General features: G+C 37.7%; 15 protein-coding genes and 2 tRNA genes. 5 read left to right on the top strand and 12 right to left on the bottom strand.

All coding sequences use genetic code 11. The features are described from left to right. Nucleotides 1–7: 7 nt before the first annotated feature. The 10 genes from rpoB to O4O04_RS09700 form a co-directional block, all read right to left on the bottom strand. Nucleotides 8–3,685: a DNA-directed RNA polymerase subunit beta gene (rpoB, locus tag O4O04_RS09745; RefSeq protein WP_272535712.1), complete on the bottom strand. Its 3,678-nt coding sequence runs from the start codon at nucleotides 3,683–3,685 to the stop codon at nucleotides 8–10. A 130-nt stretch (nucleotides 3,686–3,815) separates the two neighbouring features. Beyond that, nucleotides 3,816–4,187: a 50S ribosomal protein L7/L12 gene (gene rplL, locus O4O04_RS09740; protein WP_272535711.1), complete on the bottom strand. Its 372-nt coding sequence runs from the start codon at nucleotides 4,185–4,187 to the stop codon at nucleotides 3,816–3,818. A gap of 71 nt (nucleotides 4,188–4,258) precedes the next feature. Next, complete coding sequence (gene rplJ / locus O4O04_RS09735) at nucleotides 4,259–4,789, bottom strand: 50S ribosomal protein L10 (protein ID WP_272535709.1); 531 nt, start codon at nucleotides 4,787–4,789, stop codon at nucleotides 4,259–4,261. Between the two features lie 12 nt (nucleotides 4,790–4,801). Next, nucleotides 4,802–5,494 (bottom strand): 50S ribosomal protein L1, encoded by a 693-nt coding sequence (gene rplA / locus O4O04_RS09730; protein WP_272535707.1) that lies wholly within the window; start codon nucleotides 5,492–5,494, stop codon nucleotides 4,802–4,804. A 1-nt stretch (nucleotide 5,495) separates the two neighbouring features. Further along, nucleotides 5,496–5,927, bottom strand: coding sequence for a 50S ribosomal protein L11 (gene rplK, locus O4O04_RS09725; protein WP_272535705.1), 432 nt, complete (start codon nucleotides 5,925–5,927; stop codon nucleotides 5,496–5,498). Between the two features lie 40 nt (nucleotides 5,928–5,967). Further along, the gene (nusG, locus tag O4O04_RS09720; RefSeq protein ID WP_272535704.1) at nucleotides 5,968–6,519 is read right to left on the bottom strand and encodes a transcription termination/antitermination protein NusG; all 552 of its coding nucleotides are present in this window, start codon (nucleotides 6,517–6,519) and stop codon (nucleotides 5,968–5,970) included. Nucleotides 6,520–6,525: 6 nt separating this feature from the next. Then, nucleotides 6,526–6,714 (bottom strand): preprotein translocase subunit SecE, encoded by a 189-nt coding sequence (gene secE / locus O4O04_RS09715; RefSeq protein WP_272535702.1) that lies wholly within the window; start codon nucleotides 6,712–6,714, stop codon nucleotides 6,526–6,528. Nucleotides 6,715–6,761: 47 nt separating this feature from the next. Next, nucleotides 6,762–6,835: transfer RNA gene (locus O4O04_RS09710), tRNA-Trp, on the bottom strand. Nucleotides 6,836–6,843: 8 nt separating this feature from the next. Next, nucleotides 6,844–6,915 (bottom strand) — tRNA-Thr (locus O4O04_RS09705). A gap of 48 nt (nucleotides 6,916–6,963) precedes the next feature. Further along, entirely contained in the window at nucleotides 6,964–7,731 is a 768-nt protein-coding gene (locus tag O4O04_RS09700; protein ID WP_272535700.1) for an HAD-IA family hydrolase, read from the bottom strand. 44 nt (nucleotides 7,732–7,775) lie between these two features. Between O4O04_RS09700 and O4O04_RS09695 the strand changes: the two genes are divergently transcribed. The 3 genes from O4O04_RS09695 to O4O04_RS09685 all read left to right on the top strand — a co-directional run bounded on the left by O4O04_RS09695 (nucleotide 7,776) and on the right by O4O04_RS09685 (nucleotide 9,672). Further along, entirely contained in the window at nucleotides 7,776–8,483 is a 708-nt protein-coding gene (locus O4O04_RS09695; RefSeq protein WP_272535699.1) for a histidine kinase, read from the top strand. After that, on the top strand, nucleotides 8,480–9,247 hold the full coding sequence (locus O4O04_RS09690; protein WP_272535697.1) for an SDR family NAD(P)-dependent oxidoreductase: 768 nt from the start codon (nucleotides 8,480–8,482) through the stop codon (nucleotides 9,245–9,247). Before O4O04_RS09695 ends, O4O04_RS09690 begins: the two co-directional genes overlap by 4 nt. 125 nt (nucleotides 9,248–9,372) lie before the next feature. Beyond that, nucleotides 9,373–9,672 carry an ArsR/SmtB family transcription factor gene (locus O4O04_RS09685; RefSeq protein ID WP_272535695.1) on the top strand — a complete coding sequence of 100 codons (300 nt, stop codon included), beginning with the start codon at nucleotides 9,373–9,375 and terminating at the stop codon, nucleotides 9,670–9,672. Between the two features lie 53 nt (nucleotides 9,673–9,725). On the opposite strand, the gene O4O04_RS09680 is transcribed toward O4O04_RS09685, so the two are convergent. After that, nucleotides 9,726–10,217: a VOC family protein gene (locus O4O04_RS09680; protein ID WP_336297498.1), complete on the bottom strand. Its 492-nt coding sequence runs from the start codon at nucleotides 10,215–10,217 to the stop codon at nucleotides 9,726–9,728. Then, on the bottom strand, nucleotides 10,193–11,542 hold the full coding sequence (locus O4O04_RS09675) for a transposase (RefSeq protein ID WP_272535693.1): 1,350 nt from the start codon (nucleotides 11,540–11,542) through the stop codon (nucleotides 10,193–10,195). The genes O4O04_RS09680 and O4O04_RS09675 overlap by 25 nt, the downstream gene beginning before the upstream one ends. Nucleotides 11,543–12,060: 518 nt before the next feature. Here O4O04_RS09675 and O4O04_RS09670 point away from each other — a divergent pair. Continuing rightward, nucleotides 12,061–13,074 carry a tyrosine-type recombinase/integrase gene (locus tag O4O04_RS09670; protein WP_272535692.1) on the top strand — a complete coding sequence of 338 codons (1,014 nt, stop codon included), beginning with the start codon at nucleotides 12,061–12,063 and terminating at the stop codon, nucleotides 13,072–13,074. A 176-nt stretch (nucleotides 13,075–13,250) separates the two neighbouring features. Beyond that, entirely contained in the window at nucleotides 13,251–14,141 is an 891-nt protein-coding gene (locus O4O04_RS09665) for a hypothetical protein (protein ID WP_272535691.1), read from the top strand. The last annotated feature ends 136 nt before the right edge of the window (nucleotides 14,142–14,277 follow it).

Below are 14,277 nucleotides of genomic sequence, written 5' to 3'. Positions count from 1 at the left end.
ACCTCAGTTAGTTGTTTTCGATAGATTCGAATTTTATTGCCTTATTAGGTCTAGAAAATTCGTCTTCGTAATCGGAGATGTCAATTGTATTGCCTTCCACATCGTGGATGATAATATCAAGAGCCAAACCTCTTAATTCTTGAACCAATACGTTAAAGGATTCTGGAATTCCAGGTTTAATGGAATGAATACCTTTGACAATTGCTTCGTAAATTCTCGCTCTACCCAACATGTCATCCGATTTGATGGTCAATAGTTCTTGAAGGGTATGACTTGCACCATAAGCCTCAAGAGCCCATACTTCCATCTCACCCAAACGCTGACCACCGAACTGAGCTTTTCCACCCAGAGGTTGTTGAGTTACAAGTGAGTATGGTCCAGTAGACCTTGCATGGATCTTATCATCCACCAAATGCGCTAGTTTCAACATATAGATGTATCCACAGAATACTCTGTTCAGAAATGGTTCTCCATTTCTTCCATCATAGAGTTGAAATTTAGAACTTTCTGGTAGACCTGCTTGCTTGCAGAAATCCATGATATCCGCTTCATCAGCGCCATCAAATACAGGAGTCTCAAAATTTATATTTAATTTACTTGCAGCAAAACCAAGTTGTGTCTCAAGAATCTGTCCCAAGTTCATACGAGAAGGAACACCTAATGGATTGAGTACGATATCAACTGGAGTTCCATCTTCCATATATGGCATGTCTTCTTCTGCCATAATTCGAGCTACAACCCCTTTGTTACCGTGACGTCCAGCCATCTTATCACCCACAAGAAGTTTTCTCTTGCGCGCAACATAGACTTTTACCATCTCTTCTACACCAGCAGACAATTCGTCACCATTCTCTCTTGAGAAAATTTTGACATCAACTACAGTTCCTTCGAAACCATTAGGCATCCTAAGAGATGAATCTCTTACTTCTTTGGCTTTCTCGCCAAAAATAGAATGCAACAATTTGTATTCTGGAGTAAGATCAGTCTCCCCTTTAGGTGTAACCATTCCAACAAGAATGTCACCAGGTTTAACTTCAGCACCGACTCGAATCACACCACCCTCATCTAAATCGCGAAATGCTTTATCAGATAGGTTTGGAATATCTCGAGTAATCTGCTCTTGTCCAAGTTTTGTTTCTCTAGCTTGGATTTGGAATTCTTCAATATGAATAGATGTGAAGACATCATCTTTGATTACTCTTTCAGAGAGAAGGATCGCATCCTCAAAGTTGTAACCTTCCCATGGCATAAAAGCAACGAGAACGTTTTTACCAAGAGCGAGAGTTCCCTTATCAACAGAAGGTCCGTCAGCAAGGACAGTTCCTTTTTGAGTGATATTTCCCATTGAATCGATCTTCTCGCCATAGACAAGTTGTCCCGCAAGAAGAGTGCCCTTTTCAACGGAATCCCCTTCTTTGGCAACTGGGGAAAATTCTTTAGAATGAGTTTTTAGATCATAATTCTTCACAGAACCATCATTATACGTTACTTCAACTACATCTTTAGTAATTTTTGTAACTTTACCATTGCCTTCTCCATAATGAATAGAGACTGAAGGCTTCTGAGTAAAGCAAGTGCCTTGGTTCGTTTTCTTGAATTTTGTGAGTCTATAAATTGTAGGTTCTTTGACCCCGTCTTCTTTTACAGATACGTATTCTGCATCAACTTTTACAACGACTCCATTTTTCTGAGCTACAATGCAGATTCCAGAATCATAGGCAGCTCGCTCTTCCATTCCAGTTCCTACATAAGGAGCTTCTTCTTTTAGAAGAGGAACCGCTTGACGTTGCATGTTCGAACCCATCAAAGCTCTGTTCGCATCGTCATGTTCCAAGAATGGAATCAAGGAAGTTGACACCGATACAACCTGTAAGGGAGCCAAATCCATATATTGAATTTCATTTGGATTTCTAAATGGGAAGTCTGATCTATGACGAGTAGATATCAGCTTTCCTTTGAAATCACCCTTCTCATCAACGGCAGCTGAAGCTTGCGCAATATAGTGATATTCTTCTTTATCAGCAGTTAAATATTCGACTTGCTTAGTTGTTTTTCCATTTTTTACAACTCGGTAAGGAGTTTCCAGAAATCCATAATCATTGACTCGAGCAAAGGAAGACATGGATAGAATCAGACCAATGTTCGGACCTTCTGGAGTCTCAATCGGACACATACGACCATAATGAGAGTAGTGAACGTCACGAACTTCAAAACCTGCTCTATCACGAGAGAGTCCACCTGGACCGAGTGCGTTCAATCTTCTCTTATGAGTAAGTTCAGCCAAAGGATTCGTCTGATCCATATATTGAGATAGTTGAGAAGATCCAAAGAATTCATTGATAACGGCTGTGATTGGTTTGATCGAAATCAATATTTGAGGAGTTTGTTGCTCAGGTTCTTGAACTGTCATTCTCTCTTTGATCACTCGTTCAACTCGTGAAAATCCAAGCTTCAATTGGTTAGCAATTAACTCGCCAACAGAACGAACACGTCTATTGCCTAAATGGTCAATATCATCTGGGAAATAGTTTTCCACATCACTCATAAGCATAACAAGATATCGAACTGTTTCTATAATATCTTCTTTTCTTAATGTACGATCTTCATTTTGTGAAAATATCTTAGGATTATGATATTCAAACTTACTATTGATCTTGTAACGACCCACATGTCCTAAATCAAAAGTTTTAGGATTGAAAAACAATCGGTGCAATTCCACTTCAGCATTTTCTAATGTCGAAGGTTCACCTGGTCTCATGATAGAATGAAATTTTCTGATTGCTTCCTCGTAATCATTCACCCCGTCTTTTTCGAGACAGTTGATGATAACCGGGTTATCTTTATTTTTCGGGAAGTCAATTGTCTCAACTTCCTTTACTTTCATTTCTTTTAATATTGTAATGTTATCTTCATTGATCTTGGAGCCAGCCTCTAGCATGACTTCACCAGTTTCAAAATTGATGATATCACAAATGGTTCTCTTACCAATCAATTTCTTGAGTTCTTTCGGAGTTCCACCAGCGATTCTCATCTTGGTAGAAGAATAAAAAATTCTAAGAACTTCTTCGTTCGTTCCAACCTGTAGAGATTTTATAAGTAGAGTAGCTGGGAATTTTTTCTTACGGTCAATTTTTGCAACAAGGATTCCCTTATTGTCCATTTCAAATTCCAACCAAGATCCACGGTAAGGAATTACTCTCGCTGAGAACGTACTTTTTGCATCGTCATAAGAAAAGAAAATACCAGGAGATCTATGTAACTGACTAACTACAACTCTTTCGGCACCATTAATAACAAAGGTTCCTTGATCTGTCATGATGGGAATATCACCCATATAAACAGTGTTTTCTACTACTTCATAATTTTCTTTTTTTACTAAGCGTATAACCGCTTTCAATGGAATGGCATAAGAAGTGTCTGTCTCTTTGCATTCTAAAGGAGTTCTCTTGGGTTCTCCCAAAATATAATGGTCATATTCCATGACCATATCGTTGTTCGGACTTTCAATCGGAAAGGATTCTCTAAAAACCGCTTCTAGCCCTTGATTAGCTCTCTTGTGAGGATCAATGTCTCTCTGAAGAAACCATTCAAAGGATTTTTTCTGAACATAAATTAAATTGGGTAATAGATTTAAGTCGGTGATTTTACCAAAATTCACCCTTTTTCTTTCCGTTTGTCCGTACATACGTCGTTCTCCCTAGTTCAACACTGGATCTGAGGTTGAGTAAAAAATAAAAAATTCGGTAGTGAGAAGGTACAACCTCCCCCTACCGTTTTGTAAGGTCGTGGGCTTTCGAAATGATCCCAGGTAATCCTTAGGCGATTTCGACAACGGCTCCGACAGCCTCGAGCTTCTTCTTAAGTTCAGCAGCTTCTTCTTTAGAAACTTCTTCTTTAATAGTTTTGCCACCAGCTTCAACCAGGTCTTTTGCTTCTTTCAAGCCTAGGCCAGTAATTTCTCGGACTAGTTTGATTACGTCAATCTTCTTGTCACCATGTGACTTGAGGATTACGTTAACAGCAGCAGGCTCTTCAGCGGCAGCAGCTCCGCCACCAGCAGCAACTGCAACAGCCGCAACTGGAGCAGCAGCAGAAATGCCAAACTTCTCTTCCATTTTTTTTACCAATTCTGAGGCTTGAACCAGGGATAAATTCCCTATTTGCTCTAGTAGTGCATCTACAGACATCTTTTTGTATCTCCTTAACTTTAACTTACAGGTTTATAAGTCCTAAATATTTTTAATAAGAAAAACGGCGATTAACCGTTCTTCTCTCCAATCTTTTGAATAGCACGTGCAAGACTTGCCATAATCTGATTCATACCGCTTGCAATTTGTTGCGTTGGTGCATTTAAACCACGAGCAATTTGCGATAGCAATTCAGACTTGGAAGGTAGACCAGCAATTGCATCTACGTTTTTGCCATCCAAAACTTGACCATCCAGATATCCCAGTTTAACAACTAGGTTCTGCTTATCTTTTGCGAAATCTTTACAAAGTTTTGCAATGCTAGGAAGACCATCTTCCGAAAATATTGCAGCTAATGGACCTTTGTATTCATCACCGAAATCAATTGCGTGATCTTTGTGACGAGATGATTCTTTGAGAGCTCTCAAAAACAGATTGTTCTTGATCACTTTCAATTCTGAATTTTCCGCACTTAGTTTAGCTCGAAGATTACTAAGATCTTCAACAGTGAGTCCACTGTAGCTTGCTAGAATGAAATTGGAACGATTCTCTAACTTAGTTTTTAATTCTAAAACTGCGTCTTTTTTACCTTGGTTAGCCATGATTATTCCTTATTAGTTTAGAGCGTTAACAAGCTCTTTAACGTCCACTTTCACACCGTGGCCCATAGTAGCTGAAACTGCTAATCCTTTTAGATATTCACCTTTTGCATCAGAAGGTTTGTCTTTCATAAGACCTGCGACAACTGAGTTCACATTGTCCAAGATTTGCTCATCAGTGAAGGATACCTTACCAATTCCCAAATGGACGACGCCACCTTTGTCTGGTCTGTATTCTAGACGACCGCTCTTCACTTCTTTTACTGCTTTCGCAACGTCTACAGTAACAGTTCCCGCTTTAGGTTTAGGCATAAGACCCTTACGACCAAGGATTGGACCAAGTTTACCAACTTCCTTCATCATATCTGGAGTTGCAATACAAGCATCAAAATCCGTCCAGCCACCTTGAACTTTTTCTATCATGTCCATTTCGCCGACAAAGTCTGCACCCGCGTCTTTTGCTTCTTGTTGTTTAGCACCTTTGCAAAATACCAAAACGCGAATATCTTTTCCTGTTCCGTGAGGAAGAGAAACCGTTCCCCTTACGTTTTGAAGACTTTTATAATTCACTTTTGTAGAAACTTCAATCGTTCCATCAAATTTGGTGTAAGAAGTTTCCTTCGCAAGCTTAATTGCATCTAACAAAGAGTAAACCTTTGTACGATCGATCTTGCCAAGATTGGCTTTGTATTTCTTGCCTCTATTCATATTATAACCCTTCTACGTTAACGCCCATAGATCGACATGTTCCAGCTATAATGTTTACAGCCATGTCCAGATCATTTGCGTTTAGATCGTTCATTTTCGTTTTAGCAATGTCTTCTAGTTGTGCCTTGGAAATTGTTCCTACTTTCACGGTATGTGGAGTAGCAGAACCGGATTCCAAGCCCAAAGCTTTCTTTACTAACAAAGCTGCAGGAGGCGACTTTGTTATAAAAGTAAAACTTCTATCGGAAAAAACTGTAATTACTACCGGAAGTTTTAATCCGATCTGTGCCTTGGTCTTTTCATTGAATTGTTTACAGAATTCCATGATGTTGAGACCAGCCTGTCCAAGTGCTGGACCTACGGGTGGTGCTGGATTCGCTTTACCAGCTTCAACCTGGAGCTTAATTTGTTTGACTACTTTTTTAGCCGCCATTTGATTCCCTTTCTTCCCTTAATTCCTAAATATTATAATATCAGCCTTCAGATTTCACTTGAAGGTAATCGAGTTCAACTGGAGTTGATCTTCCAAAAATCTCAACCTTAACTCTAAGGCGACCCTTGTCTGGAAAAATCTCATCTACTACACCGCTAAAGTTAGCAAAGGGACCATCTACAATCTTCAAAGTCTCACCAACTTTGTAGAAGAATCTAGGTCTTGCCGCTACTTCTTCGGATTCAACACTTGCAACATCCGCAAAAATATTCTTAATCTCATCCAATTCTAAAGGTTGAGGTCCTTCTTGAGATCCTACAAATGTAGAAACTGAAGGAAGACTTGTTAGAAGAAAACGAATGTCTTCATTCATTGCCATCTCAACCAAAATATATCCTGGCATCAATTTCTTCTTTGTTACCTTTTTCTTGCCGTTTTTCATTTCGGCAACATCCATGGTTGGGATCTTTACTTGAGAAACAATGTCTTCCAGTTTCTTCTGGATGACCAATTTCTCAATACTGATCTTGACTTTGTTCTCGTGACCAGAATAGGTCTGAAGAACATACCATTTTTTTTCTGAAGATGCCATCGACTATTAGGCTCCCAATCTCCAAAACCATTTTAAGAGATTAATAAAGAATTGATCTGCCAAAGACAGAAAAACTGAAAAGATGACCACTGTAATCAATACAACTATCGTAGAGTTGATCACTTCTTCTCTTGTGGGCCATTGAACCTTTTCTAGTTCGGCTTTGCATTCCTGTATGAATGTCTGTGCTTTCATGTATAATTCCTTATTCTAGCTACAATTTTGCCCATAGCCGCTTTATGTGGCAGGGCCGGATGGAATCGAACCACCACCAAGGACTTTGGAGATCCTTGTTCTACCACTAAACTACGGCCCTCTGTTACAAGCCCTCTACCAGGCTTGAACTGGTGACCCCTTCCTTACCATGGAAGTGCTCTACCACTGAGCTAAGAGGGCAAAATTCGACTTTTCTTTTATGAAAAGGCTAGAAATATACAATATTTTTTAAGGCTGTTTATCGTCAATATAATTCATACTCATCCCGGGTACTTCGTCCAATTTTCCGATTATGTCACCTTCAAAACCGTCTAAAAAGCCTTTTTTTGTCTGATTTTCGAGTTGCCATTGCCTTTTAAAAAGGAAAGATTTCCAGCCTAATTTTTGACTAGGTCTATAGTCCATCTCTACTTTGTCACCCGTATAAAGAATTTTTTCTCCGCTCAAACCCGCCCTTCTCTCAGCTTCTTGGAAAATCCTAGGGGAAGGTTTCTCCCAGCCAAATTCTCCAGAAATGACCATTTCCGAAAAATACTGAAAAATACCTAAGTTTTCTAATATAATTCTCAATCGCGAATCCCAATTCGAAAGAACTCCGAGCGATATTTTCCTTTGCTGAGAGAGTTCTACAAGATCAAAAAAGCTTGGTTCGACGAACCAGACTTCTTTTGTCTCAAAAGTCTTGTATATTTCCATTTTTTCGTTATTGGTAATATCTTGAATCTGCAATTTTTGACAGAATCTTTCGATTAGCTCGAACCAAAATCCAATCGAGCCATTTTTGTGCTTTCTATACCGATCTGCAAAGTCTTCCGTCGCATACAATCTGTCCATTTCCTTCCACGCATTCAAAAATGACTCGTTTGCTCTGCCCTTCTCAATACCAGATAAGTCTTTGCCGAAACTAATAAATAGATCTAGGTATAATTCTCCTGGTTTCTTTTTTAAATGAATAACTGTATCACCGATATCGAGATAGATAAAATGATTTTGCATTTTATGGTTCTTGTATTAGTATATGGTATTAAAGGCAGCTAATAATGGCAAAAAGTTTTCAAAAATTAGAAAATGATATTCCCGAACTGGTTAAAGGTTCTAGAAAATTTTCCATCCGATCTTCTAGAATGAGCTCGAAATTAGAAAAATATGTTTTAAAAGTAATAACGGAAATACTGAGCTTTGTCGGGCATGATAGGTATGTGGAAATGCTTTATACCATTACCAAAGAACTAGCGATCAATGGAGTCAAAGCCAACCAGAAAAGGGTTTTCTTCGAAGATGAAGGACTCGATATCATGAACGCAAAAGACTACCAAATCGGAATCGAAAACTATAAAAAGAAATTCTCTGAGAAAATGGCAGAAGAATATGGAAAAAGATGCCTTGCCCGAGGAGTTTTTGTCAATATACGATTTCACTACTGCGAAGATGGTATGTATGTGGAAGTGAAAAACAATACACCTGTTATCAAAGATGAAGAACAAAGAATGCGAGAAAAAATGAAAAAGGCTATGGGTTATAATGACATTGCTGAATTCTATATGGATAATATGGATAATACGGAAGGAGCTGGACTCGGTATTGCTCTAATCATGATTCTAATGAAGAACGAAGACATAGATCCTAATCTTTTTAGAATCATTACAACTCCAAGCCATACAATAGCAAGAGTTGAAATTCCCTTTAATGATAAATACAATAGTATAAGAAACAAAGAAAATATGGAGAGAGAAAAAGAAGTAGCATGATTCTAAAAGATAAAACTGTTTTAGTAACGGGTTCTGCAGGTGGTTTGGGTAAGGCTATGGCTTTGCGATTCGGAAAACAAGGATCGAAGATCGTCCTATCAGATATACAAGAAGATAAGCTGAATGAAACCGTAGAAGAGTTCAAAAAGTTGGGCATCAACACAATTGGAATCCAAGCCAATGTAGCCAAAGAAGAAGACGCCGTCCGTTTAATGGAAGGTGCCGTGAAAGAATTCGGTAGTTTGGATGTCGCGATTTTGAACGCCGGAATCCTTCGTGATGGACTTTTGATTAGAACAGATAAAGAAACTGGCGAAATAAAGGCTAAAATGTCTATCGAACAGTGGCAAAGTGTAATTGATGTAAATTTAACGGGAGTTTTTCTAACGGGTCGAGAAGCTGCCTGCGTGATGGCCAAGCAAAAGTCAGGTGTAATCATTCCAATTGCTTCCATTGCAATGCATGGCAATTCTGGACAGACTAATTATAGTGCCGCAAAGGCTGGTGTTGCAGCTCTAACCGTTACTTGGTCCAAAGAATTAGCAAGACATGGCATTCGGGTTGCAGGTATAGCACCAGGATTTATTGGAACTGAAATGGTTCTAAAAGATATGAATGCAGAAGCATTGGAAAAATGGAAAAAAATTATCCCTGTCGGTCGCTTAGGTGAGCCTGATGAAATAGCTACTACTGCTCAATTTATTGTGGAGAATGATTTAGTGACAGGAGTAATTTTAGAAATTTCTGGCGGAGTTAGAATATAACTTTTTTTCTGGTTAGTAAATTTTTTTCTTGAGTGAAAGAAGCTATATCAAGGATTCTGCATTAATAATATACTTTAGTTGACTAAAGTAAAACGGAGGATACTTAATAAGTATCAGACCAACGCATGAAACTAAAAACAGAATTAACAAAAGTCCAGCTTGACCAAGCCATAAAGGGAATTCAGGGAATCGCTCATCCGATTCGTTTATTGATCCTTTATGCGCTTGCGAAAGAAGAAAAGTCAGTTGGTGATCTAGTAACCTTGCTAGGAACTAGCCAATCAGCTGCTTCGCAACACCTAAGTAAAATGAAGAATAATGGAATTCTTGAATCGAGAAAGAAATCTAACCAGGTTTTCTACTCTCTAAAAGATCCTAAATTTAAAGAATTGATCAGCACAATCGTTCGTATCTACAAAAAATAAAAACCTTCAATCGCTAGGATGGTAGGAAACTACCATCCTTTTAGTATATTAAATTACCCTAAAGCAGCTTTTACATCATCTGGAGCTTGAACAAGCTCGACTAAAACGCCTTCAGAGCACAAAGGAAACTCTTCGTTCCCTTTTGGATGAATAAAACATACATCATAGCCTGCAGCACCTTTTCTTATTCCACCTGGGGTAAATCGAACACCTTGCTCAGTTAACCAACTTACTGCCAGTGCTAAATCATCTATCCATAGACCAATATGATTGAGCTTGGGTTCATGAACTTTTGGACTCTTAGTTGCATCAATGGGCTGCATAATATCAATTTCCACAGCATTAACTCCCTTCCCCATAGAAAGAATGTCTTCATCAACATTCTCTTTTTCCGAGCGAAAACTAGAAACTTTTGCCAAACCCATAATATCAATCCAAAACTTGGCTAGTTTAGATTTATCTTCCCCACCGATGGCAATCTGCTGAATTCCTAATACTTTAAATGGTCTAGACAATGTTTTTACTCCCTTATCTTTTTTCCGCAATTTTTTGATGTATCTCCAATTCCAAATATAACATTCTTCTCTACATCAAAGAAGCGTATATTCTTACCTACTGCATACTCATTCAAATACAATTGACTATATTTACAATTGAACCAGTTGTATTGCTTCATAGCTTTCTTAAGAATTCCATTTGATCCTTCTACTACATTACTATGAACTCCGTCCTTACTCCATCTCTCCCTTGAGAATACATGTATCTTTTTATTCGCCCGTCGACTATGATTGATAGTTCGAATATTTCTATAATGACCAAACAATCCTTGGTAAGCTTCATCTGCCATCAATACATTCTCGGGTGTTATTACTTTCTCAAGATGACTAAGAGCGTAATCAGTATTAGTCAAAGGATGGGATTCATAAAAACTAAGTGATCCTTTAATAGTAATATTGCTTGCAAGAGTTCCAACTTGTGCCCCACCAACTTTCGCCGATTGATAGATTGATGAAGTTATTCCTCCATGTCTATATCTACTTCTAAACTTATTTGCTCTAACTCCGACTGAGAATATAGCCAAGGTATCAACGTTAGTAATTATCCTACCTTTGATTGAATCAGATACATCTCCACTAAATGGCATTTTCGATCCCATATTCATTGATGCTTCTTGAGATAGAGCTTCCTTAGTTTGTTCCATCATAGAATCATTTAAATGAGTCATGAATATTTGAATTCGTTTCTTAAGTAGCCACGCTGAACTATAACTTTTGAGAACTAGTTTCTTTTGAATCGCTTTAGCAGTTAGAACACTAGGATATGCAATCAGTATCTCTTGAAGTATGTAAGAGAAGTAACTCATAGGAAGATGAAGGTTCATCAGTGGAGTTCCTTTAGCTAGTGACTTCTGAGCTTTACAGATAGGACACTGACCCATCAGTTGTCTACCCTTGATCTTACCCGGCGTTAACAAAGTAGATGTATGAGTGTTACAATATGTAGGATAAAATGCTTCAAGTATTCTATAAGTTAAGCCTGTATAGTGTTCCTTTATCTGTTTGTTGGATGATATAAGGTTAACCTGTAAAAGTTGCTCCTTGTTGATTGTAGAAGGATTTAGAAGGTTATCTAGGAGCTTACGCGGAAAATTCGGGGAAATTGATAAAGGAGGTAAAAACAGGGAAGTATCCTGTCTGGGATGCCCATGATCTGAGGCTGAGGAAGCGTTAGCTGAGTCTGGCTCAGATAGCGGGCTTTTGTGGTTTGTGGATATGCGCCTTGGGGAAGTAAGCTTCTTTCCTCTAGTTTGTGTAGGTTTGCCAGTAAATGCCTTTTTGGGAGTTTTTTTAGCTGAAAATTGACCAGACATAATTAAGAATTCTTAGGGTGATATTGGATTTGTAAAGGAGAAAATGCCTGATTCCCTTGGAAATAGATCTGAACGATCCAAGATTACTCTTAATGGAGTTAAAAAAATATTACTAATTGATCATATTTTTGACAAAATAGGCAATTAAATTGAATTCGTGGATTTACCTTATTGAAAAATACTTCATATATTTGATTAAGTTAGGCTACAAACAAATTGAAATTTAATAATGCTATGATATTAAATTATCCTAATTTTTTACTTTAACTTCCTAATTTTAGTATTAATCACTTGCAATTATTCAACCTATCTCCAATTTTATGGATACTTTGAAAAAAGTATGGGACTCAGGCGGCGGAGCTATGTCCGATTAAAATACTATACATTTATTTAGTTGCTTTTTTTGGACCGCTTGGTACAACTTCCCCATGCCAAGCTCCCGAGACAATTTACCTCACCTATACCTTGAAAAAGGTATAACCTATTTAAAGTTTCCCTACCCTGAAAGAATTGACCTCTTGTCAACTGTTCTAAAGCTCCCGCATCGAGAATTTGATCGAGTCCGAAAGTGCTGGTATTTTACGATTCTCATTAAGAATCACCCAGACTGGATTCAATTCCTCAAGTCAGAAAAAATTTGTGTAGATCCGGATATTTTACACGAACTTGTTCCTCTCTTTGGTAAATTAATCGCACAAATCGAACTTCGAAATTATTCCCGTCGAACAAAGAAAACCTACCTTTTCTGGAACAAAAAAGCTCTCCAATTCATCCAATGCCAACCTCAGTTTGTAACAGAGGAAGATTTATTAGATTTTCTGCTATATTTGAAAGAAGAAAGAGATGTTAGCGGAATTACCCTACTTTCAGCACAATCGTCTCTACTCTTCTATTACAAGGAAGCCACTGGGTTTCTGCCCAAATTAAAGTTTCCATCGGTTCGCAAGGAAAAAGTTCTTCCCGATATCTTGTCCTTCGAAGAAGTGCAAAATCTTCTTACGCTAACGCAAAATATCAAACATAGAATTTTATTAGAAGTCGCTTATTCCGCAGGTCTTCGAGTCAGTGAAGCCGTGAATCTAAAACCTTCGGATCTAGATTCTACTCGAAAAACTCTTCGTGTAACACAAGGCAAAGGGAAAAAAGATCGCTACTCCATTCTCTCTGATCGTGTTTTTGAACATGTATCAAGTTACTTAGATAGTTTTCCCATTTTCCCAAAATGGTTATTCCCTTCTGGCACAAAAACTCATATGCCCATTAGTATTCGCACTGCCGAAAAAGTATTCGAACAAGCCAAGCAACGTGCCAAAATCTTAAAAAAAGTATCTTTCCATTCCCTTCGCCATGCCTTCGCTACGCATCTACTAGAATTAGGAACAGATATTCGCTATATTCAATCTTTATTAGGCCATGAATCCCTTCGAACTACACAAATCTATACGCGAGTCACTTTGCAAAAATTGCACACAATCCGTAGCCCATACGATCAACTCATAGATCGCCAAAATTCTTTTCCGTCTGCCAAATGAGGCAGACATTTATAGGAATTAAATCTTATTCAACACATACGACTTACTAAAGATATTTGTTGTTTTAACGCAATTCGACAATCCAGTTATCTCATAAGATGTAACGCAATTTTATATCGACTTTACATCATTCCAGAAAATATTTATACAAAGCGCCTTTAGGTATTGAGTTTCTTATGCGACAAGAAAGCGTTAGCCGAAATGAATTGTTTGAAGAAAAAGAAGGATCCATGAAATTAGAAAAACTAAATTTAGATATTAATGAATTAAGAAGCTTAATACTAGAAGCATTAAAAAATAAACATGAAACACAATATTTAACAATATGCAGTCATGTAGCAGCACTGTCAGTCCAAAAATATAATCTTAAACCAGATAGCAGAATTATATCTTTGGATGAAACTACTTATTACCTTCACCAGGATGATGAAGATCTTATTAGGGAATTAATCTGGAATTTAATTATAGAAAGAGTACTAACGATTGGAATTAATAGCTCTAATGCAGAGTGGCCATTCTTGAAAGTAACTGCTTACGGAGAAAAGGTTTTAAATTCTAACGAACCAATTCCGCATGATCCAAGTGGTTATATTTTGCGTGTAACTAAAAAAATTCCTTCTATTGATAACATAATTATTAGATACTTGACAGAAAGTATCGAAACATATAATATTAATATGCTTTTGTCTTCCACAATTGCGCTGGGTTGTGCTTCTGAAAAAGCAATGCTTCTTCTTATTGAAACATTTTCCGATTCTATCGATAAAGAAGATGAAAGAATTAAGTTTAAAAAAAAGATTGAGAATACTTTCATAAAAACCAAATTCGAAGCTTTTAAAACCGAATATACTTTAAAAAAATCTAATTTCCCAAAAAATCTGAACGAAGGTTTCGAAACCACTTTCATTGGAATTTTTGAATTGATAAGAGCAAATCGAAATGATGCAGGTCATCCGAACGGAAAAGAGTTCACAAAAGAACATTTATATGCAAATCTGCAGGTTATTATTCCGTATCTCGAAAAAATTTACGAAATGCTGAAATATTTCAAGGAAACCAAAATATAAAGAACATTCACTTCGGCTAACTTTCGCTTGCCGCATCGCCGGAATACCGGCTCGGTCTTCGACACATTCCTCTCCGTCACGCTTCTTGCAAAGCAAGAAGACGCGCCGACGCTAACGCCTCCTCTGGAGGCTCAGC

The organism is Leptospira sp. GIMC2001 (assembly GCF_028462125.1).
Taxonomy (GTDB): Bacteria; Spirochaetota; Leptospiria; order Leptospirales; family Leptospiraceae.
The sequence above is the reverse complement of the archived record's forward strand: the minus strand, read 5'-3'. Positions and strand labels throughout refer to the sequence as shown.

Coding starts and splice junctions, on each gene's coding strand:
- rpoB (WP_272535712.1), bottom strand. CDS start 3,685: ATGTACGGACAAACGGAAAGAAAAAGGGTGAATTTTGGTAAAATCACC.
- rplL (WP_272535711.1), bottom strand. CDS start 4,187: ATGTCTGTAGATGCACTACTAGAGCAAATAGGGAATTTATCCCTGGTT.
- rplJ (WP_272535709.1), bottom strand. CDS start 4,789: ATGGCTAACCAAGGTAAAAAAGACGCAGTTTTAGAATTAAAAACTAAG.
- rplA (WP_272535707.1), bottom strand. CDS start 5,494: ATGAATAGAGGCAAGAAATACAAAGCCAATCTTGGCAAGATCGATCGT.
- rplK (WP_272535705.1), bottom strand. CDS start 5,927: ATGGCGGCTAAAAAAGTAGTCAAACAAATTAAGCTCCAGGTTGAAGCT.
- nusG (WP_272535704.1), bottom strand. CDS start 6,519: ATGGCATCTTCAGAAAAAAAATGGTATGTTCTTCAGACCTATTCTGGT.
- secE (WP_272535702.1), bottom strand. CDS start 6,714: ATGAAAGCACAGACATTCATACAGGAATGCAAAGCCGAACTAGAAAAG.
- O4O04_RS09700 (WP_272535700.1), bottom strand. CDS start 7,731: ATGCAAAATCATTTTATCTATCTCGATATCGGTGATACAGTTATTCAT.
- O4O04_RS09695 (WP_272535699.1), top strand. CDS start 7,776: ATGGCAAAAAGTTTTCAAAAATTAGAAAATGATATTCCCGAACTGGTT.
- O4O04_RS09690 (WP_272535697.1), top strand. CDS start 8,480: ATGATTCTAAAAGATAAAACTGTTTTAGTAACGGGTTCTGCAGGTGGT.
- O4O04_RS09685 (WP_272535695.1), top strand. CDS start 9,373: ATGAAACTAAAAACAGAATTAACAAAAGTCCAGCTTGACCAAGCCATA.
- O4O04_RS09675 (WP_272535693.1), bottom strand. CDS start 11,542: ATGTCTGGTCAATTTTCAGCTAAAAAAACTCCCAAAAAGGCATTTACT.
- O4O04_RS09665 (WP_272535691.1), top strand. CDS start 13,251: ATGCGACAAGAAAGCGTTAGCCGAAATGAATTGTTTGAAGAAAAAGAA.